The sequence below is a fragment of the Nocardia sp. NPDC004722 genome, from assembly GCF_053601505.1.
In genome coordinates, this window is the sequence record NZ_JBSGBY010000009.1 from 12,667 (window position 1) to 38,976 (window position 26,310).

Consider the following 26,310-nt stretch of genomic DNA (forward strand, 5'->3'; position numbering starts at 1 on the left):
GGTGATCGGGTACAGCTGTTCCGCGGGTGGGCTTTTCACTCCTCGGTGTGCGGAACGACCGGTGCCGGCCGCCGACCGAGCAGACGTTCCAGATCCCCGGTTTGCCGTTCGAACCGACCCGAGCGCGCCAGGCTGTGCAACCAGCCCATCGGGCCGGAGGGCGCCTGTTCCCGGTAGGGCAGCCCGCGCGCGGCCGCAAGTTGAGGAAAGGTCCACAGCGGTCCGGTCAGATCATAGGCGCGTCCCAGATGACCGTCCTCGACGAGCACCGTGGCCGCGGCCCGCGCCAGATCAGCGCGGAAAGCGGTGTTCAACCCCCTACCACCGGTTCCGCTCATTACCTCCGACGCGGTCGGTGAAGGCAGAAATGGCTCGCTGTAGAGCGGGTTTCGAAGGATGGTGTACGCCAGCCCGCTGTCGAAAATGGCTTGCTCGGTGGCATGGTGAGCCTCGGTCAGCCCGGTCGGATCGGTGTCGGCGCCCAGGAAGCTGGTGTACACCACCCACCGCACGCCCGCCTGCCGGGCCGCTCGCAGAGCGCCCAGGTGGTGGTGCAGACGGCGCGCTGGATCCAACTCCGGAGACGAAATCAACAGCAGCCGTTCGGCTCCCGCGAAGGCCTCGCGCATGCTGTCGGGATCATCGTAGTCGGCCCGCACCTGCCCGCGTCGGCGCGGATTCCGCACCGCGGCCCGTACCAACTCGCCCGGCAGCCGCTCGACCACAAGCCGCCCCAACGCCCCCGAAGCCGCGGTAATGACAATCATGCACGCAGTCAACCCGACCCGAAGCCACGGAACAACCAGATTTCGGCTGTCCCTTCGTCTCCATGGATGAATCCAATACCACGCATCTGCTCCAAATTCGCCTATTCCAGCAGGTAGTACGGCGCAAGCCACCAATTCGTCGGCGAAATCGACATGCCCGACAAGGCGGCGGCATTCGAATACGTGATCCGACTTCGGTTGGCGGATGACCGAGGAGCCCATAAAACTTGGACCTTCGGCTGGTTTTTCTAGCCACTTGGCGTGTTGATTTGCTATCCAGAGTATGTATTCCGGTCTTTCGGATGCTTCGTAAGGTGCTCCTATGTCAAAGACCGTGACTTACTGTGTGGCTACACTCACTTAAGTGAAGCAGGACATAGGCATTGACGTAATCTCGTCGATTATCGAGGAATACGGGGTATACGTTCACCATGTGGTGGGTATCGATGAACCGTTGTATGCATACACTGTCGGTTTGTTTTGTGTTGGGCACCCAGAGTTCATTGTCCTTGGGTTGCATCGGATAGTGGCTGACGGGCTGCTGTATGACCTAAGTTTCGCCGTCCTCCGGGCAGGGGTCAGTTTCTCGGTCGGTGACCGTGTTCATCGACCGATCCGAAACGGATTCGACAGGATGGCGACGTTGATCTCGGTTGACCACCCGGAGGACCACCTCGATGTCGCTTATCGGGTACGCGACCATCGGTTGCCGATCGGGATCGGACCCGAGATCGGTGCGTTGCAAGTGGTAGTGGCCGACCGTCTCTGGCGATCGCCGTGGATGTCCGGTAGCGAGAACTCGGGTCTGGCCCTTCTCGGCTCACCACCGGCTCTCGGCACCGGGGCGGATCGAATTCTGTGATGTCACCCGTGGCGAGTGGGATGCGTTGGCCGATACCGCCGATCGGGCACCACACGAGTAGTAGGCGATCTTGAATTCAGCTTTGGCATAGTGCCACACCCGATCATGATGCGGCGCAATCGAATCGGGACCAGCCTCGAGAGTCGACGTCCGCAGGAGTCAACTCCCGATCGGGGGATGAAATATGGCCACAAGTTGTTCGTGATCCGACATTCGGCGGTTCTGCGCTACGCCGCGCTGAATCGCACGGTGCCGAAGTCTGGACTGGTGGCTGTCCAAGTCTGGCGAGTCGGCTGCCCGCATTCAGGCGGTCGGCGGCCTTGACGGATTGAGTAAAGGAATTTAACTTTACGAAGCAAGGCTCTGTGATCTACTTGCGCCGGGGCCGTTCTTGTCCGGTCACGTCGGATAGGCGTGTAATCCACTCGGTCCCAGGGGGATTCGTGAACAGGTCTTCGACGTCGATCTCGATCGCATCAGGCGGTGCGTCGCCGAACGTGGACTCGCAGTCAGCCGACGTCGGTGACTTCGCTGTCATCGGGATCGATTTCGGTGGAACCAAGACCGGTATTGCGCTCGCCGGAGCCGACGGGGTGCTGCTCGAACGGGTCCGCCTCGATACGCGGGCCGATGAGGGGCCGGATCAGATTCTGCGACGTGCCGGGGAAACCGTCCGGCGATTGGTCGACGGCGAGGTCGGTCGAGGTCGGTTGGTCGCGGGTCTGGCCGCGGTCTGCCCCGGCATCATCCGGCACGACCGGATCGAGTTGACGCCGAATCTTCCCGGCTGGGAGGGGCTTTCGCTAACCGAACGACTATCGTGCGAAATCGAGACACCGGTGGTCGCGGTGGCCAATGATGTCAGGGCCGCGGCCATGGCCGAACTCAGGTTCGGTGCCCTCGCGGGGATCGAGAACGGGATATACGTCAATTTCGGCACTGGTCTGTCGGCGGCGCTCATTGTCGGTGGCAGGGTCGTGGCGGGTGCGAATCACGCCGCCGGGGAGATCGGCTATCTGAACCCCGGGGACGCACCCGTCAATGCCGTAGCGAACGGTCACGCCCCGCTGGAGGAATTGCTCGGCGGGCGCGAGTTGGCCCGCCGCGGTTCGGTGTTGCTGGGCACTCCGGTGACGGGCAGCGAGCTGTTCGCGCACACCGACACCGCGGCTCGTGAACTCGTCACCGAGACGCTGCGAATCCTTGCGATCACCTTGGGCAATCTCGCCGCCTTCGTCGACCCGGCCAAGATCGTGCTGGGTGGCGGAATGGCGGCCGCGCTCGGCGAACTGTTGCCGCGGATCGAGGAAATGGTTTGTGGCGCAGCGCCATTCCCGCCGGAGTTGGGCATCGCCGACTTCGGAGATGACGCTTCCGTACGTGGCGCCGTCGCACTGGCCATCGATGCGATGCGCGCCAATGGCGCGCCGCAGGCTGTTCACTGAACGAATCCTGGAGGGACACAATGATTTCTCAACTCGGCGCGCAGATGGAAACGGAGATGCGGCAGCAGCCGGAGGTGCTCGCGGGTCTCGCGGCGCGGTACTCCGCGATCGGCGCGCGTGTAGCCGAAATGTTCAGCTACGGTCCGCCGGCGGGCATCGCCTTTCTGGCCCGCGGCTCCTCCGACCACGCCGCACTACTGGGTCGCTACGCCGTCGAGTTGCACACCGGCCTGCCCACCTGCCTGGTAGCGCCCAGCATCGCGACGGCGTACGGGCGCGATCCGCACGGGCTGCGCGGTTGGCTGCTGGTGGCATTGTCGCAGTCGGGGCGTACACCGGAGATCGTCGATCTCGTCCAGCGGTACACCATCGCGGGCGCACGGGTGGTCGCGGTGACCAACGACGCGGAGTCGCCGCTCGCTACCGGGGACTGGTGGTCGGTCGCCTTGCGCGCCGGCGCCGAAGAGGCTGTTCCCGCAACGAAAACTGTGACCGCGCAGATGCTGGTGATGCTCGCGCTGGCCTCCGGTCTGCAACCGGGAGGGATGACCGAACAGCAGGTCGCCGAACTGCCGAAGCTGGTCGAAAACCTGCTCGACGATACCGCCGCGATCGAGCTGGAAGGCCGCTTGCTCGCCAACTACGACCGAATGGCCGTCGTCGGTCGTGGCGCGTGTTTTGCCGCGGCGGTCGAGACCGCGCTCAAGATCCAGGAGACCACCGGCATCATGGCTCCCGGCTTCTCCACAGCGGATTTCCGGCATGGCCCGATCGCGGTCACAGGCGAGAACGCCCCCGCTGTGCTGTTGGCGGGTTCCGGTCCTGCCGACGCGGACACCGTGAATCTGCGAGCGACCCTTACCGATCGAGACGCGGAGACCACCCTGATCGGCACCGCCCCGGACGCCGAGGTCAGCTGGCCCGCCCTCGGCCACCTGGGCGAAGCCATCCTCGCCACCGTACGCGGTCAGCAATTGGCCCTGGCCATTTCCCGGGCCCGCGGCATCGATCCCGACCGACCTGCCGGGCTGCAGAAGGTCACCCTGACTCATTGAATCCGGTGACCGCACCGGAGATTCGATCCGGCGGTCGATCGAGGTGGATCCAGCAATGCACAACGAACCCCTCTCTTACCCATCCGAAAACACAAACCAGTTGACGCTCAACGATTTACGACAGGTCGCCCGAGCCTTCGGCTTCGCGAGCGCGCAGGCGCTCGTCGACAGTCTGCTGCTCCTGGCCATGACCAGAGAAGCCGAGGGTTATGTGACCTGGCCGCCTATGAGACAGCGAAGCGGCCGTCCGACCTGGCGGAGAAGGATTCGGCACCGGCATCCTCAGCGTCGCTCCGAGTCGAATGCGCAGTGATCCAACAACCTAACCGGGTTATGTCGGGCTCGATGGAGTCGGCTCGGATCCGGGGCGGTACATCCATTCAGCTGCGGGGGAGACGCAGTTCTACCACCCAGTGGTGATCGGCATTGGGCCCGGCTGTGACGGTTCCGCCGAGGAGCTCGGCGCGCTGCCGCAAGCCGAGGATGCCGGATCCGGCTCCCGGCAACGCCAATACCGGTTCGCCCGAAGGCTCATTGGCGATCGCTACCGAGACCAATGGGTCGGTCGCATTGAACGCGACGGTGACCGCCGCCGCCGGAGCGTGCTTGTGGACATTGGTCAAGGCTTCCTGGATCGTGCGGTACACAGCACGCTGATAGGCCGGGCTCAAATCCTCTGGGAGGCGGCCGATTGTCTCGATACGCAGGCCACTTTCCATCAACAGCCTCGGGATGGCGTCGACGGTCGGTTGCGGGCACAATTGGTGGTTCTCGCCCGCCGGGTCACGAAGAACGTTCACCATATGGCGCAGTTCGTCCAACGTCTCCACGCTGAGCCGGCGTATCGTGCCCGCCCGCTCCCGGGTATCCGGATTGCTGCTGACCATTTGCATCGCGCCTGCCTGCACCGCAATGAGACTGACGTGGTGCGACACCACATCGTGCATCTCGCGGGCCAGTTCGGCCCGCTCGCGTTGCCGGGCGGCCGCGATCAGGAGTTGTCGTTCCATGGTGCTCGCCCGATTCAGTTCGGCCATCTGCTGTGACACCTGATGCTGCGCGGCGGCCAGCCAACCCAGTGCCGCGGGCGCGGTGCCGATCAACAACACCAACACGGCATCCAGCAGCAGGACTTCCGGATCGGTCCGTCTGAAATCAAGATCCTGCCGACCGGCAATCAAGGTCAGGTCCAAAACAGCCGCCGCGGCGATCACGATCCAGCGGTGTGTCGAACTGCGCGCCAGCATGTAAAGGGCGGCCATGGAACCCAAGACCGCGCCGATGAGTGCGGCTGCGGGCAGAGTTGCGACGAACGCGACAATCGGGATACGTCGACGAAACAGCAGTGCGGCAGCGGTGAGCAGTGCGAGCTCGAGGATGAGCGTCGGCGGCAGCGCGCACCGGCCAACCCAGACGTTGAAAACTCCGAGCCCGATCACAATGCAATCGACCAGACCACTGATGTAGCGCTGAGATTGTTTGAACAGCGGACTCATGCCTTCCTCTGGGGCATGAGGCCCGCGCGTTCCGCGATGAGTGCTGCCTGAACGCGAGTACTGATGTTCAATTCGAATCCACTTCGGACGAGCGCCTCGTCGTCCACGATTGCAACACGAATCATCGGTATATTCGCCCTCAGCATTGCCACTTCGCCGATCCTGCCGCGCACCCATTCCGGCGGCGTTAACTGGCACCGGAATCGGCCGATCCGCTGTCGAGGTCTGGCCAATCGGATTTGTGCAATCCGCTGATCGGATGGAATTTTTCTCCGAATGGCTGCCACCGACCGTCAAGTGGCAGTTATCGATTGCTCAAAAACCGAACAGCCGGCTGTTCAGGAACTGGCGGATGGGAGACGTCGCCCATCAGCGGCAACCCGGTGGCTGTGCCCCATGGCCCTGTGGCCCGGGTGCTGGCGATCCGGCATCGATATCCGGCATCCGGCTCACCGTTGGCTCGGGCGGCGGCCGCGACGAGCGAGGGGCCGACGGCGCCGGTCGTCGCGACAACGATGAAGCAAACACGCAGCGGCCGATACATAAGGGCCGACGATAGAAACCGGGTCATGAGGATTCCGTGAGGCTACATTGCGATTGTCGAACGCAAGGACGGCCGCCACCGCCGACGCGGTGAATCGATCAGCCGGTTGGCGCATAATCTCTATCCGGATGGAGGTCGGGGATCCGTCCAATGGGTGTTGTAGCGCACAGGAATTCGTCGCTACGGTTGCCCAGTGGTCGGGCGGTGAATCCATGTGCGGACTGTCCGGCCACATCATGAATCCGCCGGACTCGGTATCGATGCTCGAGCTCCGGGGTAACGCATGGGTCCTCTCGCGGACCGGGCCATGCCGATCCCCGGACCTCGGGGTCGGCGGGTTCGTGCCGCCGAATCAGGCGCCGGGCGCGCCCAACTCGTGCCCGGCGCCGACCGGCGTTGGCGTCGGCGATGCCGATGGGATCGCGAATCCCCTTGTCCGGCTACGAGATTCCAGTGGGAGTGCGGCGCTCGAAGACCACCGGCCGTGCGCTGCGTATCGCGGTCGCGATGGCACCGAGCAGTACCGCGTCGTCGCCCAGTTCGCTGGAAGCCACCGTCGGATGCAGCGGTGTGGTGCGTTCCAGGGTCGCGCGAAGTTGATCGAGCAGCAGATCGGCGCTTCGTCCCAGGCCGCCGCCCACGACGATCACATCGGGATCCAGAACGGCAGTCACCGCAGCGACCGCTATACCGATGCGTTCGCCTTCCTGCGCGACCACCGCGGCCGCGACCGGATCGCCGGCGCGGGCGGCGTCGAAGACACGTTTGGCGGTGAGCCGTCCGGTCATCCCCGCCGCTCGGGCGGCGTGCACCACGGCCTCCGCCGACGCAGCCCGCTCGAGCGTACCCCGTCGGGCGGTGGCGTCGGTCGAATCCCCAAGCGCGGCAGGCAGAAAGCCGATCTCACCGGCCGCGCCATGCGCGCCGGTGAACAGCGTGCCCTGCGAGACGATACCGACACCCAGACCCGTACCTACGAGCAGATAGACGAAAAGACGGCTGCCTCGTCCCGCGCCGTGAACATACTCGCCCAGGGCTGCCAGGTTGGCGTCGTTGTGGACCGTCAGTTCCGGGCCGTCCAGGCGTTGCTCGATTTGATCGAGCAGCCCCGGCCGATCCCAGCCAGGGAGATGGCCGACGTAGTGCATTCGCCTGTCGTGCGGATCAAAGATGCCCGGGCTGCCGAGCGCGGCGTGTACCACGCGCTCGGGTGCGACGTCGGCCTGTGCCAAGGCGTTGTCCGCAGCGCGTAGCGACAGCTCGGCCAGCGCGTCGCCACCGTGAGCTCGATTGGGAATGTCCGTGCGGGACAAGAGGTTTCCCGACATGTCCGCCACTGCGGCGCGAATTCGGGCGCGCCCGACATCGATCCCCAACACATAGCCGGCGGTGGGATCCGGCTCGTACAGCACCGCGGTGCGGCCGCGGTCGGCGGCGAGCATACCGACTTCGCGGACCAGGCCGTGCTGCTCGAGCGTGGCAAGGGCGCTGGACACCGTGGGTTTGGATAGACCGGTGTCGCGGGCGAGTTGCGCCCGGGAGGACGGACCGGTGGCGCGCAGGTGCTCGAGCAGCAGCCACTCGTTGTTGCTGCGCAACCGCTGCCGATTCCAAGGGGTTTCGTCCATCGTCCTCCGATGTCGTGCGGGTTCGCCAAGCAGACTGTAATCAATTGTCGCCTGCGCTTGACTCTTATTGTAAAGGAATCTAACTTTACGAAACCACGCTGCTTCTGCTTCATGTTCGGAGGACGCTATGTCCGGCTCTCGACCACTTTCCTCTCCGACGCTTCCCCGAAGAATCGGCCTGTTCCAGGCCACGACCATCAATATGAGCCAGATGGTCGGCATCGGACCCTTTGTCACCATCCCGCTCATGGTCGCGGCCTTCGGCGGGCCGCATGCCGTCATCGGATTCATCGCCGGCGCTGTGCTCGCGCTCATGGACGGGCTCATCTGGGCCGAACTGGGCGCGGCCATGCCCGGCGCGGGCGGCACGTACGTGTACCTGCGCGAGGCGTTCCAGTACCGCAGCGGGCGGCTCATGCCGTTCCTGTTCGTCTGGACCGCAATACTTTTCATTCCGCTGATCATGTCGACCGGCGTGCAGGGACTGGTGCAGTACCTGACCTATCTGTGGCCGTCGATGACCACCGGGCAGGGCGATATCGTCGGGCTCGCGGTGGTGGCGCTGGTGCTGCTGTTGCTGTGGCGGCGCATCGATTCCATCGGCAAGATCACCGTGGTGATGTGGGCGGTCATGATCATCTCGGTGGCGGCGGTCATCCTGGCGTCCTTCACCCACTTCCACCCGAGCATGGCCTTCACCTGGCCCGATCACGCCATCGACTTCGGGCGCGGCAGCTTCTGGCTGGGCTTCGCCTCGGGGCTGACCATCGGCATCTACGACTACCTGGGCTACAACACCACCGCGTATATCGGTGCGGAGGTGAAGGATCCGGGCCGGGTGCTCCCCCGCTCGATCATCTACGCCGTGCTCGCGGTCATGGTGATCTACCTCGGCATGCAGATCGGCGTGCTCGGCGTCATCGACTGGCACGACATGCTCGACTCGAGCAATGTCGCCTCGCAATCGGTGGCCTCGGCGGTGCTCGAGAAGACCATGGGCAAGGGCGCGGCGAACGTCGTGACGGTCCTGATCCTCATCACCGCCTTCGCGTCGGTGTTCACGGGTCTGCTCGGCGGCTCCCGAGTACCTTTCGACGCCGCGCGCGACAAGGTGTTCTTCAAATCCTTCGCTCGCCTGCATCCCCGGCACGAGTTCCCGATGCTGGGCCTGATCGTGATGGGCGTGATTACCGCGGCCGGGTTCGTCTTCGCCCGGCACATCGGGACCTCGGCCACGCATCCGCCACTGGCCGTGCTGATTTCATTGCTGACCACGGTCATGGTGATCGTCCAGGCGTTCGCGCAGATCGCCGCGCTGGTCGTGCTGCGCCGGCGCCAGCCGAACCTCGCCCGGCCCTACAAGATGCTGCTCTACCCGCTGCCCGCGGTGGTCGCGGGCATCGGCTGGGCGGTGATCTACGGGTACGCCGACAAGGCGAACCCGGGAGTGCATCCCATCGAATGGTCCCTCGCGTGGGTCGTGCTCGGCCTCGCCGCATTCGTCGTCTGGGCTCGATTCGAACGGGTCTGGCCGTTCGGCCCCAAGGAAATTCACGAGCAGTACCTCGAAGCCGCCGAGGCTACCGGCACCGGCGGTGATGCCGCCCGCATCGCCGATTGAGTAACCGCGGATGCTGAGCCGCCATGTTCCTGCCAGTGAAGGAAGCGTTCAATCTTGGCACCTGACTGTTTCGAGTATGCGGCTCAGATCTGCCCAAGCCTTGCGCGCGTTTCCGTATCGACGATCATGACGGCCCCGACGGCGCGAGGTGTGAGCTGATGGGGTGGCATTCGACCTTCGATGTCCGTGCTAGGGGCCCCATCCGTTTCATCAACGTCGCGCTGCTGGGGGCGGTCGGCATCGTGTTTCCGACATGCGCCTCCACGGCGATCAAGGCACCCGAGGCGCTGATTCAAGGCCGGACGAACATCGCCGCGCATGTCATCGGGGAAGTGCCGGGCACCCGATGTCAGATCGCGGGCCAGAAAGTCTCGGGGCCTTGGGGGACGGTCGATACCGACGGCAGCGTCACGCTGGTGCTCCGATCAACACATGCGAGCATCAACCAATTGCGCGTCATCTGCGAGGATCTCAGGCGCGGTGACGCAAGCGTCCATACGGTCCGATCGCGCTGGCTCACCTATAGCGATGTGTTGGCCCCCACCCGCAGAATCGATGGCAAATAGGCTGTCAACTCCGGCCTAAAGCTGAATCAGGCACAATTTCTGTGCTTCGGAGGTTCGGGTTGCTCAGTCGCTCAACAGGATTCGCTTCGAACCAGCGGCCGGACTTGATCAATTCGGCTGGCGGCTCTCCGGGGGGGCGATAATCGTTGTGCTGCAATGAACTTCCTGCTCTATGCGGGATTGCTGAGGCCCAGGGCAGTGTTCAGGCGATAGGCTCCGCGGAGTCCGTGAAACACTGCCATCGTCAGCGCGCCGACCGATGCACCGCCGATGCCTGCGAGAGCATGCGCGGGGAAATCCGCCCAGTACCCGATCAGGACGGCCAGCGTGAGACCGAGCGTTCCGGCCACCGCGTTGTGCAGCGGGGAGTTGCCCCACACGTTCGGGAATTGTTCGCCGACCATGCCTTTGACGAAATGCGGTACAGCGTTCGCGCCCATCAGGCCGGTCATCATTGCGAGAAGGACTGTGAGCCACATGGGGAATCTCTTCCACTTCAGTCAACAATGTTGACTGAAGTTAGCATGGGTGGGCAATTCGGTCAACGCCATAGACTGATCGGGTGAGTTCCCGACCAGTCACTCGTGCCCAGCAGCGCCGCGATACTCAAGCGCGCATTCTGGAGGCGGCACGCAGCCTGTTCGCCGCGGCCGGATACGAATCCACCACGATTCGTGCGATCGCCACCGAAGCGGCCACCGATCCTGGCCTCGTCATGCGCTACTTCGGTTCGAAGGCAAGCTTGTTCGCGCGGGTTTCGGGGATCGAACCCGACGATGAGGTGACAGGCACGCCCGAGCAGGCGGCTGAGCAATTGCTGGCCGCTTTGGAACACAAGCTCGCCGAGCAGCCGATAGACGCGCTGGCAGCGATCCGATCCATGCTCACGCACCCCCAAGCCGCCGACGACATCCGTTCGGCCATGACCGCCCGGCAGCGACAGACCGCAGACCACATGGCCACCACCGACGCCGACCTGCGCGCCGGGCTCATCGGCGCAATCACCCTCGGCACCGTCATCGGACGCCACCTGCTCCAACTCGACGGACTGCGTGACACCGAACCCGAACAGATCGCCGCAATGCTCCGGCGCGCTTTCCACGACATCGCCTACGGCACACCGGAATCCGCGCCCCAAGACTTCGCACCGGGCGCACCGAACGGATAAGCACTCGCCTTCATAGGCGGCGGGAGCTGTCGTTCCGGGCGCTGAACGCCATCGGCTCCTCTGGCCCATCCCGGTGGATTGGGAAGACGCCGGGAGACCGGATGCGCAGCGTCCAGGAAGCGGTCGGGTTCGTGCGCGATCGGTTGTTAGAGCCGCCCACCGCCTCGTTCGACGCCGCGTTCTCGGGACCGACTCAGCCAACAGGTCACGACTGAGGGGCGGCCGAATCGTCCAGCCCGACAAGTGGTGTGGACGATTCGGCCGTGGGGGAGTTCACGCTCCGAGTCGTCCGGAGACTTCCGATTTGAACAGCTTGCCGTTGACGAGCTGATGGAGGGGAGCCAGGATTCGGGTCGAGCTCGAACCGGATAGGGCGAACGCCCTTGGCATATGCGCCAAGGGCGTTCGCGGGTATTCGTCTTCGGTGGCTGCCGTGTCGCAACCGGGATATCGCCGCCGTCCAATTCGATTGGCGGCGATGGGATGGCCGTTCAGCCGAGGCTGAAGGGCTGGCCCCACAGCGTGATCCAGGAGACCACGTGGTCGGTGTCGACCTCGACGCTCACGAAGGAGCGCGCCTGCGCGTAGCCGGCGCAGCCGTTGAGGCCGATGGTCTCATCGGACCAGGTGACCGAACCGTTGGAACCCTTGAACTTGTTGCGGGTCCTGTGAACTTCCTTACCGAAGTCGTCCGGCATTTCCTGATCGAGGACGTAGAAGGACTTGGCCTGACCCGGGCCCAGGGTCAGGTTGGCGCCGGTGTTGGCGCCCGCCTGCGGGGTGACATTGCCCTGGGCGTCCCAGCTGGCGCCACCGGTCGCGCCGCCGTTGACGTTGCCGCCGGCGATGTTGACCTGGCAGCCCACCACGTAACCCGGGAAGATCTTGCCGCCGACGGTGGAATTGTTGCCCGAGATACTGACCTGCGCCGAGGCCGAGACCCAGGCGTTGCGGTGCACGGGGGTGGCACCCATCGACGGGCTGATGTTGGCGGACTCGCCGACCAGCTTGACCGTGACCACGGTGCCGTCGGAGAGGGTCTGGGTGAGTTCGCCGCCCGGCAGCGGCACGAAGGTGTCGGCGTTGGCCGCGCCGACGGAGAACAGGCCAAGAGCTGCGGTGGCGACGGCACCCACACCGGCTGCCCGCGCCACGGTCTTACGGTTGTTCATTTCTGGTTTATCCCTTGGGGTTATGCGCTTGCGCGAGAGAAGATTTGGCGGGCGGAGACCGCTTAGCCGACGCTGAACGGCTGGCCGTACAGCGTCGTCTTGGAGTGGTTGTCGCCGATGATCTCGACGACGGTGTACGCACGCGCCTGGGCGTAGCCCGCGCAACCCTGGATCTGGATCTCGGCGTCCCGGTACTCGACGGAGTAGGTGCCCGCCTTCGGGACATCCTTGGAGTCGATCTGCACGAACGCGACCTGGCCGGGGCCGAGGTTGACGCCGATCGATCCGCCGATACCGGCGCTGTTGAGGCTGACGTTGCCGGAGATGCCTGCCGAGATCGCGTTATCGCCGATGGAGATCTGGCAGCCGATGATGTAGCCGGTGTTGATCTGCGAAATCCCGTGTGTGGACGAGTTGTTCGTGCCGGCGCCACCGGCCGGGCCGTTGTTGGGGCCCGCCTTGCCTTCCGGCGTCTCGGTGATCACCGCGGAGGCGGCGCCGCTGACCCACACCACACGGCCGGCACCGTTGGCGGAGAGCGACGGCGACACGATGGCGTGTTCGCCCGTACGGGTGATCGTGACGGTGCCCGCCGGGTTCACCTTCTGCCCGTCGGGCAACGGCACGAAGGTGTCGGCGTTGGCGGCGCCGGTGGACATGAGACCGATGGCCGTAACCGCGGCAGCACCGAGCCCGGCAGCGCGTGCGCCGTGAACGCTAGCGCGAAAGTTGTTCATGTATCCCTCATCAGACGTGTGAATCGGTGCGGAGACATGCACCGCGATGGTCGGATGACTCCGTCGCACGACGGAGTCCGGTGACCGCTGCGAGAGTAAGCATTCGCAAATGACCCGGGCTACCGGCAAGAGGCTGGAATTCTCAGCCTTTCGGCTGCATTCATTGGAGTCTGGGATGACCGCGTGCGCGTGCGAAAACGATTGTGCGGTCACGGATCCAGATGCGATCGTGAGCCGTCGATCCGGCACAGAAGCCTCGAGGGGCTGGATCCTGCACGTGGACTTGATTTCCGGTGGCCGAGAATCAGGTGGCCTCACCGCATGGACGGCTGGCGTCGACCGCCAGCCGGTTGGAAGCTGGTGAAGAAATCGCGGAACAGCCACATCACGGGCGGGTCGAATTGCGGTGCTGATAGGCGCGTGGCGGTATGGCTTTCCATCGGGTGAACGCCGCGGTGAAAGCGGGCGCAGCGTTGTAGCCGAGGCGATCGGCGATCTGCTGGATGCTGAGCTGACCGTCTGCGAGCAGATCCTCGGCGAGCCGTTGGCGGACCTCGTCGACCAGTCTCCGGAATGTGGTGCCTTCGTTGCTGAGTCGGCGGCGCAGGGTGCGGGGGCTGAGGTGCAGGTGATCGGCGACCTCGTCGATACCGGGCATATGGCCGGGCACCTCCAGTAGTCGTTGACGTACCAGCCCGGCATATCCGGTGCGGGCACGCCACCGCTCTAGCAGGTCCAGGCACTGGGTCCGGGTCACCGCGGCAGTGTGGGCATCGGCTTGGGGGAGTGGATCGTCGAGCAGGATCGCCGGGATCTCGAGGTGGTTGTCATGGGCGCCGAATACAGGTGGTGCGCCGAGGAATTCGGTGAAGTGAGTCGTCGACCGTGGGGCGGGTTGACGCAGGCGCGTGACGGCCGGTGCGGTGAACAGGCCACCGGCCTCACGTGCGACGGTTACGACAGAAGCGATTTCGCGTTGCACCACGAAGTGCCGAATGTCGTTGGGGACCCCATCGTCGTCGAAGACGATCCGCACCACGCCGTCGTCGACATATGAGCTGATGGCGCAGAAGGCCCAGGTGAGGCCGAGGAAGTTCAGCCCGACCTCGAGTGCTTCCCAGCCATTGCGACAGCTCGCCAGTGCGAACCCCCACGCACCGTGGGTAGTCAGATGATACCGGCGACCTGCTTCGAGCCCGAGCCAGCCGACCTGAGGAAGAGTCGACTGGAGGTTGCGGATGATCCGTAGTTCCGCGCCCGCCGATACGGCGTAATCGGCGTCGAGGAGCCGGTCTGCGGCGATTCCTGTCCCGGTAAGGCAAACCTCGGGGGATAGGCCGTAGTCGGCACCGACACGGACCAGGAGGGCGGCACTGGCCGGCGGCCGGAGTGCGTCCCATGTGATCATGTCTCCACCCTGCTCCTCTGGCCGGAAATCGTAAAGGGCTGGCCCGGCATCGGCTGGAGGGGCGTGCTGCCCGGTGTGCATGATCCAGATACGGCACGAACACGGGCGAAGGACTATGCGTGACGAAGGTATTCACCACGGGCGCAAACGGATTCATCCGCAGGGCGATGCGACCGCGACCGCGGTTCGCTATCTGTGCCGCACCGGCACCTACTCGATCGAGACAGCACGCCGCCCGCTCGGTTACGCCCCGAGGGTCGACCTCACGGAGGGCATGGCAAGGGCAAAGCGATGGCTGGTCGACCAGGGAATGCTCTGATGCCCGATTGCAAGACAATCCGAGGAGATCCGGATGACAGGTATCCACCGCGATGAACTCGCCGAGATCGGCGCACGCCCGATTCCCGAATTCGATGGCGTCCACGAGGTTTGGCCGCGAGGAGACCGGCTGGCGGCGGTACGTGCCGCCGCCGAGGCGTACAAGCCGCGGTTCAAGGAGCAAGGCCGGATCAAAGCCGTCAAGTCCGTCGACATCGCCGCGGCGCCATACCCGGTGGCGTTCGGCTTTCACGGCGCCGTCGATGTCCCGCATCTACCACTGATCGCGATGATCAATCGAATGATCGTCGTGCAGTACGACGATTTCGACGGATGCCTGCGCACGCTCGTGTTCGAACCCACCGTGCCCGCGGGCTCGGTGGAAGCGCCCTTCTACGCACGTCTCAACAAGCTGGCCACCGCGATTCCTGGCGGCAACGCGATCGCGAGAACACTGTTGCTGAGGTACTACCACGAGCCCGAGGACGTGCTGGCCGAACTGGGCTTGACGCCCGAGGACATCGACTTCTGCACCTTCGATCACTTGCATGTCCAGGACCCACGCATGATTCTGGGCAGCACCATCCCCATACCCGGCGAAAAGGTGGCTCGCACACCGCTGTTCGGCCACGCCAAGATGCTCGTGCATCGCCGCGAGCTGGCAACCCTGGAATCGCTGCATCCCATGCAGTGGGCCTGGTACGTCAGCGACGGCCTGGTGGGCGTCGACCCGGATGCTTTCGTGCGTTTCGACGGCGATATCGAACTCGGCCCCGGCATCGCGCTGTTGTGGACGCCGGGCCATACCGATGGCAATCACTCCCTGGTCATCAATACGCCCGACGGCGTCTGGGTTTCGTCCGAGAATGGCATCAGCCTGGACAACTGGCAGCCCGATCAATCGAAAATCCCAGGACTGCGGCGATACCACCGGGCGTACGGCCGTGAGGTCTGCCCGAACGCCAACACGCTCGAGGACTCGCTGGACCAGTACGACTCCATGGTCAAAGAGAAGACCATGGCCGACCCGTGCCGTCACGATCCTCGATGGCTGCAAATCCTGCCATCCACCGAGCTCGCCGATTGGAAACGCTTCTGGCCCATCCGCCCAACGTATGCCCACGGTGGGATCGACTACGGCGTACTCACCGCGGGGAACTGGCGTCGCGATCTCCGGAGCTGAAACCGCCTGTGGGAGACGCGCTGTGACGTCCAGGAGGGCAGTCGGGGGGAGCCGCCGGGCCGAACCGGTCCATGACCGTGCGACGCGGGAACGTCTACTCGACACTGCCGCACAACTTTTCGGTGAGTACGGAATCGCTTCCACCACAACGGATCGGATCGCCGCGGCCGCCGGAGTCCCGCCCAGCACGCTCCACCGGTACTTCCGCGACCGGACCACCCTTGTGAACCAGCTTATCGACAGGCTGTTCCGAACCATCGAAGAGCGGTTCGCCGGACGACTGTTCGTTGGATCCGATCGCCACACTCTCGACGGATTTGTCTTCGGAATCCTGGACGATATCGACAACGAACTGATCGACAACGCAGCCTTGGTGCGCGTCCTCCTCGACGAGGTGAGCTTCGAAGCCACCGGACTGCTCTGGTTCGAACGGCGCTTACGTCTGCTCACCAGCTTGCTACTGGCTCAGGTTCTCGAATCTGGTGACGAGCGTGAACGCGACTCGATGTCTTGGGTACTGCTCAGCACCAGCGCCTCAGCCCTGCTGCGCCTCGCCGCCCTCGAACCGGAAATGACAGAGCGCAAAGAAGTGATCGCAATGACCTCACGATTGATATCCGAATGGCTGAAACCCTGAAAGCGAATGCTCCGGACAATAGCCAGCTCCGATGGAATGAAGTGCCGCCGCTCGCTGTGCTGGCGCCGACTCCGCACTCTTGCGGCTGGTGGTACCTGATCGTCAAGAGTGAGGTGCGGGAAAAGTCGGCGCATTTCGAGGTCGTCGCTGTCTCCGGTACCGCGGATGACACGATCGACACGATCGTCGAACTGCCTCGCTGACGGTCCGAGCGGATTCCCGCCCCTGGGCAGTTCGATCTACAACGGGGTCGGGTCCGCCCGCTAGAGAAATCGGCGGAAGGTGTACGGGCCTTCGAATTCGGTGATGCTCTGTGTGCGTACCCGCGCTCCGCTGTACGGAGCGTGGATCATCAGGTCGCCGCCGATGTAGACCCCGACGTGGTGGGCCACTCCGTCGCCGCCGAAGAACACCAGGTCTCCCGGTTGTGCCTGGCCGAGGTCGACCGGGTCGCCGCTGACGGATTGTTCCTGACTGGTGCGGGGAATCTGTTCGCCGGTGGCGGCGTACACCGCGAACCGTGCCAATCCCGAGCAATCCCAGCCGATTTTGTCGGTGTCACCGAAGGAATCGGCGATCCCGCCATCCGGTATACCGACATCGGGACCGATGAGGGTGCCGCCGCCCCACGCGTATTCGACGCCGATCTGACTTTCCGCGGCTGCGACGGTCCGGGCTCCCGACCAGCCGGGACCCGAAGCTTGCCTGCGGTCACCTCCGTCATAACCGGCCGCGGTGATCCGCACCTGATCGAGGTACACCGTAGAGGTGTTGTAGGCCAGGATCGCTCGCTGCCAGCCGTCGGCGGTGGCCAGATCACCTCCGGCGGCGCACAAATGCCGTCCCACCGCCAGGGCCGCATCGTCGATGTTGTCAGGGGTTCCCGAAAGCTCCTTGGCGGCAACAGGATTGCCGGTCTTCAAGGTGTCGGCCAGCGCGTCGGAATCGGTGTTCGCGCGCAGACCCCAACGGTTCCACTTCTCGGGCACGAATCGGAACGGCCCCATTGCCCGCGCAAATGCCGTGACTCCGGTGGCCACGTCGGTGTCGAGGCTCATCGCGGTATCCTCGGCGTTGTCGAGGGCGATGCCGCGGATCGGTGGCCGCACCAGCCCGTCGTCCGCGATCGCGGCACCCCCGGACCGGCCGTGATCGCTGTCCGCGCTCGCGATCCCGGCAAGCGTGGTCCACCCCAGATGACAGCCGGGCCGGGCCTTCTCGATCAGCATCGTCGCGAATCCGTACGCCTGCAACGCTCGCACCGGGATGTCGTACTTCTCGGCCCGGACCTGTGCCCACGCACGTAACGGTTCCAGTTCCTGAACCGGAGTATCGAACTCGATCAAGTGCACGGGCCCGCCGCGGACCGGTGCGGGATCCCGATCTGGACCGATCGCATTCGCGGCCATGATGGTCACCACCACGACCGGGAAGAGTATCTTCAGACGATCCAGAACCGATATCCGGATTTCCCCGCCCGTGCGCTGCTTGCGTGCTGTCATCGCTGAACCTCGTTGCCACAGAGAAGAATTCGGAACGCCGGGCGCGTGCGTCGACAGACACGCGCTCAGGTCTCGGGGCGGCCTGTGTCAGCCGTCTCAAAGGGAGGGTCGCGAGGCCGGAATTCCTTGCAACCCAAGCAGCAAGTCCCGGACTTCAGTAGCCTCGATCCGACTGCTTGCCCGGTCCGCAGGATGCGAACACAGTAGCACCGGGCCGTCTTGCGGGCTGTCCGGCAGCCTTCCGTGCGTGCCGCGCACACACGATGGGTCCAGCGGCACAACGTTCATGGCGTAGCGTAGGCCGATCCTTTTACGAATCAGACCCAATCCTGCTCTGGCCTTGGCCCACCGGTCGGCGGGATCGAAGAACAGTTCTGCCGGGTCGTATCCGGGCTTTCGGTGAATGTCGACGCCGTGCGCGAAGTCCGGCGCGTGGCCGTCGTCGAGCCAGTAGTAGTAAGTGAACCAGACGTCCGGTTCTGCTACGGCGACCAGTTCGCCGGAGCGGTTGTGGTTCAGCCCCACTCGCGCCTGCGCCTGCCGGTCGTACAGCGTGTCGATCCCCGGCAGGTCCGCGAGCACCTGCCGGACCTTCGGCACGTCGGCTGGATCGGCGATGTAGACGTGCGCGATCTGGTGGTCGGCGACGGCGAACGCGCGCGATGTCCAGACGTCGAGGTACTCCATTCCAGCTTGGCGATACACCTCCAGCAGGCCCTCGGCGCGCAAGGTGCGGTTGATGTCCACTGGCCGCCGGGCTGCGGTGATGCCGTACTCGGACAGGGCGACGACGATCGCGCCGACCGCCGTGGCGTCGGAGAGCAACGGCGCCAGTGTGGCATCCACCGCGGCCGCGGCGGCCGCCGCCTCGGGTGCGTCCGGGCCGAACCGTTGCAGGTCGTAATCCAGGTGCGGCACATAGACGAGAAGTAGGTCGGGATGCTGCTGCTCGAGTATTCGGCGCGCAGCACCGACGATCCACTCGCTGGAGGCCAGCGATGCGGTCGGGCCCCAGTACCGGAACAGCGGAAATTCACCGAGTTCCGCGGCAAGTCGGTCGTGCAGTGCCGGCGGGCGGACGTAACAGTCGGGCGATTTGCGGCCGTCGGCATGGTAGATCGGCCGGGGCGTCACCGTGATATCCGTTGTGGCGCCCATCGCGTACCACCAGCAGACATTCGCCGCCGTGTAGCCGGGATGGGTACGCCTGGCGGTCTCCCATACCTTCTCGCCGCGGATCAAGCGGTTGTGTTGGCGCCACAGGTGGACTTCACCAAGGTCGCGAAAGTACCAGCCGTTGCCGACGATGCCGTGCTGGGCGGGGGTGAGCCCGGTCAACATCGTGGCCTGGACACTGCAGGTGACCGCTGGTAGCACCGTGCCCAACTCGGCCTGCCAGCCGAGTCGGGCCAGATTCGGCATGTGTCGCAACAGCTTCGGTGTCATTCCGACGACGTTGACCACGATCATTGGTCGCATGTCGGCGCTTCCCTTCGGAGATTGTTTCGGGCCCAGCGCAGCTCCGCCGCAATCCCGGCCGCGATATCGTGCTGATCGGCGAGCACGTGCCAGGTGTAGGTCTCGACCTCGATGTGCGGCAATTCGTCCACCGCCGAGGCCAGAGCGCTGAACGCCTGGCGCAGTACATCGGTCGTCGCTGTGACGGGCGCGGTCGGGCAGGCGTGCAGCGGCACGTGGAAGTGCACGCGCCACGGATTCTCGCCCGGCAGCTCACGTAGCGCCTCGGGCAGATCGTCGGCCGCCAGCACGCCGAGGGGCGAGTTTTCTCTGACCTGATGGAGGTAGCGGGGTTCGGTGAACTGCGAGAGCAGTCGCCGACTGTGGTCCGTATCGGGTTCGGCGATCTCCAGGGCGGCCGACGCCTGGAGTTTCACCACCGACAGGCCCGCGCGGAGAATGGCGGCGACCGTCTCGGCCGGATCGGCGAACGAGACGGCGAGATGGCATGTGTCCAGGCAGATTCCGATGTAGCGCGGGTCCACACGATCGGCGAGCCAAGCGACCGCGTCGGCGACCGTATCGAGCACACAGCCTGGTTCGGGTTCCACCGCCAGGCGAATCGGTTTGCCGTGCCGTGCGCTCGCCAGCCGCAGTGCCTCGGTGACATCGAGTAGTGCCGACGCGGCCCGCGCGTCGTCCTCGTCGCTCCACCAGGGACCCCAGCCCAGAGGCAAGGTCGAAATGCTGCCGTACCGAGCCGAATCGGGCAGCAGGTCAGCCAATACCGTTGCGCAGTCGGCGGTATAGGCGAGCCGCCGCGGGTCCGACCAACTCGGCAGGTAGACCTGGCGTTTGACCACTTCGGCGTGGAAATCGCCGTACGGGAAGGCATTCAGGGAACTCACAGCCAGGTCGCGGGCCGCCAACTCGGCGCGCAGACGCCGCCGCGCGGAGGGGTCTGCGGCCAGGGCATGGGCGAGCTCGGCGGGCAGCCACAATCCCAGGTCCAGCATGTCGAGCTCGAGCAGGGAGCGCACGGTGTCGAGTTGATCGAGGACCTGGTCCAGATCGCGGGACGGGTGAACGTTGGTGCAGTAGGCGATCGACGTCATGCGCGTTCGCCACGTAATACGGAATTGCCGGTGTCGGCGTGGACGGTACGCACCGCTATTTCGTCGTCGAGCAGCAACCGGCCGCTCTGGCCGTAGAACTCGACCGGGTTGCGCCACAGCACGGTGTCCACGTCGAACTCGGAAAAGCCCGCCGCGAGCATGGCCAGCCCGGTCTTGTGTGTCTTCAAGGGATCGGATCGCCCCCAGTCGGCGGCGGAATTGACCAGGATCCGCTCGGTCCCGTACTCCGCGAGCAGGGCAATCAAACGCGCCTCGTCCATTTTGGTGTCCGGATAGATCGAAAAGCCCATCCAGCACCCGGAATCGGCCACCGCCCGCACGGTCGTCTCGTTCAGGTGGTCGATCAGGACTCGCTCGACGGGGAGACCCGACTCGCGCAGCACCTCCAGGGTCCGGGTGGTGCCGACGGCTTTGTCCCGGTGCGGCGTATGCACGACGGCGGGTAGACCGAAGCGCACCGCAAGCTCGAGCTGGGCGGCCAAAGCGTGGTCCTCTTCGGGAGTCATCGAGTCGTAGCCGACCTCGCCGACAGCCACGACGCCGTCTTTGACCAGGTAGATGGGCAACAGGTCCAGGACTTCGGTGCACCGTGAATCGTTGGCCTCCTTGGGATTCAGGGCGATCGCGCAGTGGTGGTGAATTCCGAACTGCGCGGCCCGGAATCGTTCCCAGCCGATCAGCGCATCGAAGTAATCGAGGAAGGACCCGGCGTTGGTACGCGGCTGGCCCAGCCAGAACGCCGGCTCGACCACCGCGCGCACCCCTGCGGCGTGCATGGCCTCGTAGTCGTCGGTCGTTCGTGAGGTCATGTGAATGTGAGGGTCGAAAATCCGCATCAGGGCGTCACCTCGAGAAGTTGTACGGCATCATCGGGAACAGGGCGTCCTGCGAGTCGGCGTTCCTCGGCAAACGCCGAGACCATGCCGAGCAGCGTCGCGTCGATGCGATCACCAAGGTCGGCGATCGTGTCCAAGGGAATGCCCATGAACAGGCACTTGAGTACGCCGTGCCGCCATGACGGCTGGTCCAGACGCATCGCCGCGAACGATCCCATGGCGGCGGCGATGACTCCGGTGTCGTTGCTGCGCAACGCATCCTTGACCAACTCGACTCCCGTATCGGCAAGCTGATCACCGATGTCGGCCAGCCCGTCCAGCACCGCGCGTCGTTCGGTGGAGGTGCCGTGCCAATACAGTGCTACGAAGCCCTCCGACGGGTTCTGAGCCGACTCGGCATATGCGCGCAGCAGGCGCTGCCGGGCACGGTTCGGTCCGGCAGCGCCCGCCTCGCGGCCCGCCATCGCGAACAGGTCGTGAATCGACGACGGATCGGTCCGCACCGACAGCTCGGCTCGCCTCAACCAGGGGTCGGCGGCGGCGTGCAGTGCTTCCAACGCGCGCCGCGCGACCTCGGGCGCGGCATGCGCGTGCCGGGGGAGTTCCACTGCGGCCACCCCCGTGTATCCGATCTCCGTCAACGCTCGCAGGGTCGCCGGCAGATCCAGCTCACCGGCGCCGAACTCGAGATGCTCGTGGACGCCGGGCAGCATGTCGTCGAGCTGAACATTCATCAGCAGGTGGCCGACTCGGCGCACACAGTCGGCCACCGGGCGCGGTTCGACGGCAACACAATGACCGACATCCAATGTGACACCGAGCAATTCGGGCGCACCGAGGTCGGACCGAAGCTGCAACGCCTGATCGAGCCGGGCCACGACCATCCCGGGCTCCGGCTCGAGCGCGAGCGGCACGCCGGGCGTCCGGTCCAGGACTGCCGCGACACCCGACTGGAGCCGGTTCCATACGGCCGCTGGGTCCGACGTGGGCGGCGAGATACCCGACCAGAACGACACACAGTCCGCGCCGAGATCGGCAGCGATCTGCGCAGCCCGGACCAGGAAGTCGATCCGAACCTCCCGGCCCTCCGAGACCAGCGTCGGATGGTGTTTGCGGTAGGGATCCAACAGGTATCGGGCGCCGGTCTCGACCACCACCCGCAGGCCCAGTGCCTCCAGGCGGGCGGCGACCCGCGCGGTGCCGGCCACGATATCGTCCGAGAACGGATCGAGATGAGCGTGGTCGAGGGTCAGCGCGACCGCGCGGTAGCCCAGGTCCGCGATAACGGCCAGCGCATCCTCCAGCCGGTGGTTGCTGAAACCGTTCGTGCCATATCCGAGGTGAAACTTCATGTCGGACTTACCTTTCTGGCCAGCATGGCGGCCACCGGTACCGACAGCACGAGGGCGGCCGCGCGGGGTGAGCGCCGCGCCGCCAGCGCTGCCTGGAGCAGAATCATCGTGTGGATGCCCGTCCTGGTCGCGGTACGGACGGTGCGGGCGTGGGGATCACGGACCACGGCCGCCTGGTCTCGCCCGAGCCACACGGCGTAGACGAGAATCGATCCCACCCCGGCGGGGTGCGGGCGGTCGGCGACCGTTACCAGAGCGGTCAAAGCCGTGCCCGCCAACGCCAACTTGGCGATTCGCGGGGAGGTGCCGTGCACCTCGCCGCGCGAGAGCGTCGTCACGCCGTAGGTGTGTGTTGCCAGTAACGCGGCCGGCACCACCGCTCGGCCACCGAGTAGGACATCGGATGCTCGGCAGGCGGCCATCGCGAGCGGACCGGCCGATGTCCGCTTCAGCAGCGTGTCGTAACTCCAGACCGCCGCGGCCAGCGGCACGCCGTTACGGCCGCCGGCCGCCGCCAGCCCGACGCCGAGCGCGGTGAGCCCGAGCGCGGTGGTCAGGGCCGCACCGGCGCTGATGCGTCCCGACGGGATGGGGCGCTCCGAGCGCTCGACGGCGTCCAGGTCGCGATCCGCCCAGTCGTTGAGCGCCATACCGCCCCAGTACAGCGATACGGAGGCGAGCGGCAGTAGTAGCCGCCTGCCGCGCAACGGTTTCCCGACCGTCAGCGCGCCGACGAGAGTGTCCCCGAGCACGGTGAGCGCGGCCGGCGCGCGGACCAGCTCCGCGTAGTCGCGCCACTTTCCGGTCACCGCCGTAGCCCTTCCGCCCATCGGTGCAGTGCTCGCGTTTGCTCGCTGAAGCGGTGCTCCGTTGTGCCGAACGGATCCTTGAAGAAGAAGGCGAGCGCCTCCAAGGGGCCTGATTGCCCGGCCGCATGGGCGGTGGCGACGAGTCGCGCCAGGTCCAGTACCAGGGGAGCCGCCAGACAAGAGTCCAGTCCAGTCCAGGTGAGCTGCAAGGTCATTCGTGCGCCGAGGAAACCCTCGAACGACACGTGGTCCCATGCCGTCTTGACCTCTCCGAGGTCCGGCACGTTATCGATGTGCAGGGGCGCCACGACCTCATCGCCGAGCAGCGACGCGAGACTGGCCGCTTTGGACGCCAGCTTGCTCGCGGCACGCACCGGATCCTCGAGCGTCGCGCCGTCGCCGCCGCCGAGCAGATTCGTGCCCGCCCAGGACCGCACCTGCAAAGCCCTGGCCGTGAACATCGGCGCCAGGACCGTGCGCAGCAGGGTTTCCCCGGTCTTGCCATCGCGCCCTGCGTAGGGCAACCCGCGCAGACGGGCTAGTTCGGTGAGCGCGGGCAACGCGAATCCGGTGGACGGAGTGAACTCGACGAATGGGCATCCAGCGCTCAGGGCCGCGTACGCGGCCAATGAGCTCGCGGGCAGAATCCTGCGGCTCGGCTCGGCCAGTGCTGCCTCGAGCGCCCCGAGGGTCTCGTGCTCCGACTCGAGCCGGATGGGTGGCTCGGTCGAGGCGACGTCGACCACCACCACCCGCGCCAGGCCGTGGCGGTGCTGGAACTGGAGAATGTCCTCGGCCAATCGCTGTGCCGCGTCGGCCTGGCTACCCACCGCCGTGCGCAGGTCATAGCCGGTCCGGATGTCCCGCTCCACGGCTTCGATACCGTCCGCGACGGCATTGGGTAGGTAATGGGGCAGCGCGCCGGAACGCGCCAGCGACTCGGCACGCTTCACCAGGGGCGTCTCGACGATGTCGTGACCACCGATCACAAGATTTTCCCAGCTGGGAAGTGGTACGCCGACCAGTTCCGGGCCTTCGGCGACACACCCGGCCGGTGTCGCCATGCCCCCGCGTATGGCCAGCATCCCGGTGATCACGGTAGTCGCCACGGAGCCACGGGCCCCGATCAGCCAGATCCCTGTAGGTTCGTCGGTCATCGGGATGCCTCTCAATCCGAAGTACGGTTCTTCAATGTGGCCGAATGAGGTACGGGGAGCCCGGGGGCCGACCGTCAGCACCGCCGACTCCTTTGTCGACGATGCTGACGATCCGACCGGGATCAACGGAGCAGCGTGAAGGTATCTACGTCGAACATGCCGCTATCTGTGCCCGTGAAGGTCAGGAACAGCGTGTGGACACCTGAAGGGACTCCTGCCAGCGTTGTCGACACGTCGGCGAAGGTGTTCCAGTCACCGGTATTGGGAACTGCCACCGAGCCGAGCACCGGACCGGTCTCCGAATCGGCCCGCACCTCGATGGCGCCGCCGGAGCCACCGGAGAACACGCGAGCCTTGAACGTCGACGCGCCGGTGAGATCCATGTTCGCGTAGGACGCCCAGCTGCCCGGTTCGATGAACCCGAGGGTGTAACCGCCTTGGGCTTCGGGCTTGGCGAACGGCGCGGGGCCGTTGGCCGAGGTGACGTTTGCGGCTTGGACAGTCTGGCCCACCGGGATCGCACCCAGCTCCTTGATCCGGATGTTGCGGAAGGACACCACATCCGAGTCCGAGTGATTCTGGATGCCGATGTGGCCGGCTACAGAGCGGTTGGGGTCGGTGTTGGTGAAGTCGTTGACCAGGGACCCGTTGAGATAGACGCGGACCCGATCGCCTTCGACCAGGATCTCGTACTCGTTCCATTCGCCTCGCGGGTTCAGCGCCGCATCGCGCGCGGCAACGTCGGGAGCCTGGACCCCGTAGATCGCTCCCGTGGCGCTTATCGGATCAGCGGGGTTGGTTTCGATCTGGACCTCGAAGCCCTTCTCCACCGCCGACTCCGGGTCGTCCGATATCGGGAATCCGATGAATATCCCCGAGTTGTCACCCCCGGTCGCGGCGGGCATCCAGTCGACCTTGAGCGAATACGAGGCATACTGCCTGGGGGTATACGAGAGCAGACCCATCCCGCCGTAGCTGGTCAGCGTGTCGTTGGTGTTGGAGAATCCGCCGGGACCGGCGTGCGTCCAGCCGGTGGTCGACCCGTCGTACAGAGTCGTGTATCCGGATTCCGGGCGACAATCCATATTCTTCTGCCCACTGGCGTACTGGATGCCGCCGAGCAGTAGCTGGGTGAAGGCCGGCTCGGCAAACGATTCGATGGTGTGGCCACCGCCGACGTAGAAGCTCCGGCCGCCCTGATAGTTCTGGCACCAGGCCCACGGATGGTCGGCACCCATGGTGCCGCCGTCGTAGCTGGACTCGTCGAGTGTGGCGAGCACTTTGGCCGTCGACCGCGGATTGCTGCGGTAGTTGTACCATTCGTCTGTTCGCGACCAAGTCTTCGGCAGGTGGGAAGTAGCGGTCGTGCCGCGAACGTCGACATTGACGGTCGCGTTTTGGATATCCGGGTGCTGTTCGAACTAGGCACCCACAAGCCCGCCATAGAACGGCC

24 protein-coding genes and 2 pseudogenes are annotated in these 26,310 nt (G+C 65.2%); 10 read left to right on the plus strand and 16 right to left on the minus strand.

Annotated features, from left to right (window positions below; translation table 11 throughout):
• Positions 1-35 precede the first annotated feature (35 nt).
• Complete coding sequence (locus tag ACWELQ_RS02520; protein WP_452395251.1) at positions 36-767, minus strand: NAD(P)H-binding protein; 732 nt, start codon at positions 765-767, stop codon at positions 36-38.
• A gap of 364 nt (positions 768-1,131) precedes the next feature.
• On the opposite strand from ACWELQ_RS02520, the gene ACWELQ_RS02525 reads away from it, so the two are divergent.
• From ACWELQ_RS02525 to ACWELQ_RS02535, 3 genes are all read left to right on the plus strand, one after another.
• Positions 1,132-1,629 carry a DUF4262 domain-containing protein gene (locus tag ACWELQ_RS02525; RefSeq protein WP_452395252.1) on the plus strand — a complete coding sequence of 166 codons (498 nt, stop codon included), beginning with the start codon at positions 1,132-1,134 and terminating at the stop codon, positions 1,627-1,629.
• 593 nt (positions 1,630-2,222) lie between these two features.
• Positions 2,223-3,074, plus strand: coding sequence for an ROK family protein (locus ACWELQ_RS02530; protein ID WP_452395272.1), 852 nt, complete (start codon positions 2,223-2,225; stop codon positions 3,072-3,074).
• Positions 3,075-3,094: 20 nt separating this feature from the next.
• Positions 3,095-4,129: an SIS domain-containing protein gene (locus ACWELQ_RS02535; RefSeq protein WP_452395253.1), complete on the plus strand. Its 1,035-nt coding sequence runs from the start codon at positions 3,095-3,097 to the stop codon at positions 4,127-4,129.
• Between the two features lie 380 nt (positions 4,130-4,509).
• On the opposite strand, the gene ACWELQ_RS02540 is transcribed toward ACWELQ_RS02535, so the two are convergent.
• Both ACWELQ_RS02540 and ACWELQ_RS02545 read right to left on the minus strand, forming a co-directional pair.
• Positions 4,510-5,625 carry a sensor histidine kinase gene (locus ACWELQ_RS02540; protein ID WP_452395254.1) on the minus strand — a complete coding sequence of 372 codons (1,116 nt, stop codon included), beginning with the start codon at positions 5,623-5,625 and terminating at the stop codon, positions 4,510-4,512.
• 984 nt (positions 5,626-6,609) lie between these two features.
• A complete protein-coding gene (locus ACWELQ_RS02545; RefSeq protein ID WP_452395255.1) occupies positions 6,610-8,019 on the minus strand; it encodes an ROK family transcriptional regulator in 1,410 nt (469 codons plus the stop codon).
• Here ACWELQ_RS02545 and ACWELQ_RS02550 point away from each other — a divergent pair.
• Both ACWELQ_RS02550 and ACWELQ_RS02555 read left to right on the plus strand, forming a co-directional pair.
• A complete protein-coding gene (locus ACWELQ_RS02550; protein ID WP_452395256.1) occupies positions 8,000-9,418 on the plus strand; it encodes an APC family permease in 1,419 nt (472 codons plus the stop codon). The genes ACWELQ_RS02545 and ACWELQ_RS02550 overlap by 20 nt on opposite strands.
• 158 nt (positions 9,419-9,576) lie before the next feature.
• Positions 9,577-9,984, plus strand: a complete 408-nt coding sequence (locus ACWELQ_RS02555; protein ID WP_452395257.1) for a hypothetical protein — start codon at positions 9,577-9,579, stop codon at positions 9,982-9,984.
• A gap of 170 nt (positions 9,985-10,154) precedes the next feature.
• Here the strand turns inward: ACWELQ_RS02555 and ACWELQ_RS02560 are convergent, their stop codons facing one another.
• Complete coding sequence (locus tag ACWELQ_RS02560) at positions 10,155-10,439, minus strand: hypothetical protein (RefSeq protein ID WP_452395258.1); 285 nt, start codon at positions 10,437-10,439, stop codon at positions 10,155-10,157.
• Positions 10,440-10,546: 107 nt separating this feature from the next.
• Between ACWELQ_RS02560 and ACWELQ_RS02565 the strand changes: the two genes are divergently transcribed.
• A complete protein-coding gene (locus tag ACWELQ_RS02565; protein ID WP_452395259.1) occupies positions 10,547-11,152 on the plus strand; it encodes a TetR family transcriptional regulator in 606 nt (201 codons plus the stop codon).
• Between the two features lie 491 nt (positions 11,153-11,643).
• Here the strand turns inward: ACWELQ_RS02565 and ACWELQ_RS02570 are convergent, their stop codons facing one another.
• The 3 genes from ACWELQ_RS02570 to ACWELQ_RS02580 form a co-directional block, all read right to left on the minus strand.
• Positions 11,644-12,324, minus strand: a complete 681-nt coding sequence (locus ACWELQ_RS02570) for an MspA family porin (protein ID WP_452395260.1) — start codon at positions 12,322-12,324, stop codon at positions 11,644-11,646.
• Positions 12,325-12,386: 62 nt separating this feature from the next.
• On the minus strand, positions 12,387-13,061 hold the full coding sequence (locus ACWELQ_RS02575; protein WP_452395273.1) for an MspA family porin: 675 nt from the start codon (positions 13,059-13,061) through the stop codon (positions 12,387-12,389).
• Between the two features lie 385 nt (positions 13,062-13,446).
• On the minus strand, positions 13,447-14,550 hold the full coding sequence (locus ACWELQ_RS02580) for an AraC family transcriptional regulator (RefSeq protein ID WP_452395261.1): 1,104 nt from the start codon (positions 14,548-14,550) through the stop codon (positions 13,447-13,449).
• 271 nt (positions 14,551-14,821) lie between these two features.
• Between ACWELQ_RS02580 and ACWELQ_RS02585 the strand changes: the two genes are divergently transcribed.
• The 4 genes and pseudogenes from ACWELQ_RS02585 (at position 14,822) to ACWELQ_RS02600 (ending at position 16,810) form a co-directional block, all read left to right on the plus strand.
• Positions 14,822-15,970 carry a hypothetical protein gene (locus ACWELQ_RS02585; protein ID WP_452395262.1) on the plus strand — a complete coding sequence of 383 codons (1,149 nt, stop codon included), beginning with the start codon at positions 14,822-14,824 and terminating at the stop codon, positions 15,968-15,970.
• Positions 15,903-16,190 (plus strand): annotated as a pseudogene (locus ACWELQ_RS02590) (TetR/AcrR family transcriptional regulator); the annotation flags it as partial. The gene ACWELQ_RS02585 and the pseudogene ACWELQ_RS02590, both read left to right, overlap by 68 nt.
• Positions 16,191-16,193: 3 nt before the next feature.
• A complete protein-coding gene (locus ACWELQ_RS02595) occupies positions 16,194-16,607 on the plus strand; it encodes a hypothetical protein (protein ID WP_452395275.1) in 414 nt (137 codons plus the stop codon).
• Entirely contained in the window at positions 16,592-16,810 is a 219-nt protein-coding gene (locus tag ACWELQ_RS02600; RefSeq protein ID WP_452395263.1) for a hypothetical protein, read from the plus strand. The genes ACWELQ_RS02595 and ACWELQ_RS02600 overlap by 16 nt, the downstream gene beginning before the upstream one ends.
• A gap of 60 nt (positions 16,811-16,870) precedes the next feature.
• Here ACWELQ_RS02600 and ACWELQ_RS02605 read toward each other — a convergent pair whose 3' ends face one another.
• The 9 genes and pseudogenes from ACWELQ_RS02605 to ACWELQ_RS02645 form a co-directional block, all read right to left on the minus strand.
• Positions 16,871-18,109, minus strand: a complete 1,239-nt coding sequence (locus ACWELQ_RS02605) for a C40 family peptidase (protein ID WP_452395264.1) — start codon at positions 18,107-18,109, stop codon at positions 16,871-16,873.
• A 96-nt stretch (positions 18,110-18,205) separates the two neighbouring features.
• Positions 18,206-19,579, minus strand: a complete 1,374-nt coding sequence (locus ACWELQ_RS02610; protein WP_452395265.1) for an alkaline phosphatase family protein — start codon at positions 19,577-19,579, stop codon at positions 18,206-18,208.
• Entirely contained in the window at positions 19,576-20,682 is a 1,107-nt protein-coding gene (gene eboE / locus ACWELQ_RS02615; protein ID WP_452395266.1) for a metabolite traffic protein EboE, read from the minus strand. Before eboE ends, ACWELQ_RS02610 begins: the two co-directional genes overlap by 4 nt.
• Positions 20,679-21,539, minus strand: coding sequence for a TatD family hydrolase (locus tag ACWELQ_RS02620; protein ID WP_452395267.1), 861 nt, complete (start codon positions 21,537-21,539; stop codon positions 20,679-20,681). The genes eboE and ACWELQ_RS02620 overlap by 4 nt, the downstream gene beginning before the upstream one ends.
• A complete protein-coding gene (locus ACWELQ_RS02625; protein WP_452395268.1) occupies positions 21,539-22,891 on the minus strand; it encodes an EboA domain-containing protein in 1,353 nt (450 codons plus the stop codon). The genes ACWELQ_RS02620 and ACWELQ_RS02625 overlap by 1 nt, the downstream gene beginning before the upstream one ends.
• Positions 22,888-23,700: an SCO3242 family prenyltransferase gene (locus ACWELQ_RS02630; protein WP_452395269.1), complete on the minus strand. Its 813-nt coding sequence runs from the start codon at positions 23,698-23,700 to the stop codon at positions 22,888-22,890. The genes ACWELQ_RS02625 and ACWELQ_RS02630 overlap by 4 nt, the downstream gene beginning before the upstream one ends.
• Positions 23,697-24,938, minus strand: coding sequence for an inositol-3-phosphate synthase (locus ACWELQ_RS02635; protein WP_452395270.1), 1,242 nt, complete (start codon positions 24,936-24,938; stop codon positions 23,697-23,699). Before ACWELQ_RS02635 ends, ACWELQ_RS02630 begins: the two co-directional genes overlap by 4 nt.
• A 41-nt stretch (positions 24,939-24,979) precedes the next feature.
• Complete coding sequence (locus tag ACWELQ_RS02640; protein WP_452395274.1) at positions 24,980-25,942, minus strand: family 16 glycoside hydrolase; 963 nt, start codon at positions 25,940-25,942, stop codon at positions 24,980-24,982.
• Positions 25,943-25,969: 27 nt separating this feature from the next.
• Positions 25,970-26,266, minus strand: a pseudogene (locus ACWELQ_RS02645) (ThuA domain-containing protein); the annotation flags it as partial.
• Positions 26,267-26,310: the final 44 nt, after the last annotated feature.

Bases quoted from the DNA above. Each gene is read 5' to 3' on its own strand.
- ACWELQ_RS02520 (WP_452395251.1), bottom strand. From the start codon at position 767: ATGATTGTCATTACCGCGGCTTCGGGGGCGTTGGGGCGGCTTGTGGTC.
- ACWELQ_RS02535 (WP_452395253.1), top strand. From the start codon at position 3,095: ATGATTTCTCAACTCGGCGCGCAGATGGAAACGGAGATGCGGCAGCAG.
- ACWELQ_RS02540 (WP_452395254.1), bottom strand. From the start codon at position 5,625: ATGAGTCCGCTGTTCAAACAATCTCAGCGCTACATCAGTGGTCTGGTC.
- ACWELQ_RS02550 (WP_452395256.1), top strand. From the start codon at position 8,000: ATGAGCCAGATGGTCGGCATCGGACCCTTTGTCACCATCCCGCTCATG.
- ACWELQ_RS02545 (WP_452395255.1), bottom strand. From the start codon at position 8,019: ATGCCGACCATCTGGCTCATATTGATGGTCGTGGCCTGGAACAGGCCG.
- ACWELQ_RS02555 (WP_452395257.1), top strand. From the start codon at position 9,577: ATGGGGTGGCATTCGACCTTCGATGTCCGTGCTAGGGGCCCCATCCGT.
- ACWELQ_RS02560 (WP_452395258.1), bottom strand. From the start codon at position 10,439: ATGATGACCGGCCTGATGGGCGCGAACGCTGTACCGCATTTCGTCAAA.
- ACWELQ_RS02570 (WP_452395260.1), bottom strand. From the start codon at position 12,324: ATGAACAACCGTAAGACCGTGGCGCGGGCAGCCGGTGTGGGTGCCGTC.
- ACWELQ_RS02575 (WP_452395273.1), bottom strand. From the start codon at position 13,061: ATGAACAACTTTCGCGCTAGCGTTCACGGCGCACGCGCTGCCGGGCTC.
- ACWELQ_RS02580 (WP_452395261.1), bottom strand. From the start codon at position 14,550: ATGCACACCGGGCAGCACGCCCCTCCAGCCGATGCCGGGCCAGCCCTT.
- ACWELQ_RS02585 (WP_452395262.1), top strand. From the start codon at position 14,822: ATGACAGGTATCCACCGCGATGAACTCGCCGAGATCGGCGCACGCCCG.
- ACWELQ_RS02600 (WP_452395263.1), top strand. From the start codon at position 16,592: ATGGCTGAAACCCTGAAAGCGAATGCTCCGGACAATAGCCAGCTCCGA.
- ACWELQ_RS02605 (WP_452395264.1), bottom strand. From the start codon at position 18,109: ATGACAGCACGCAAGCAGCGCACGGGCGGGGAAATCCGGATATCGGTT.
- ACWELQ_RS02610 (WP_452395265.1), bottom strand. From the start codon at position 19,579: ATGATCGTGGTCAACGTCGTCGGAATGACACCGAAGCTGTTGCGACAC.
- eboE (WP_452395266.1), bottom strand. From the start codon at position 20,682: ATGACGTCGATCGCCTACTGCACCAACGTTCACCCGTCCCGCGATCTG.
- ACWELQ_RS02620 (WP_452395267.1), bottom strand. From the start codon at position 21,539: ATGCGGATTTTCGACCCTCACATTCACATGACCTCACGAACGACCGAC.
- ACWELQ_RS02625 (WP_452395268.1), bottom strand. From the start codon at position 22,891: ATGAAGTTTCACCTCGGATATGGCACGAACGGTTTCAGCAACCACCGG.
- ACWELQ_RS02640 (WP_452395274.1), bottom strand. From the start codon at position 25,942: ATGGATTGTCGCCCGGAATCCGGATACACGACTCTGTACGACGGGTCG.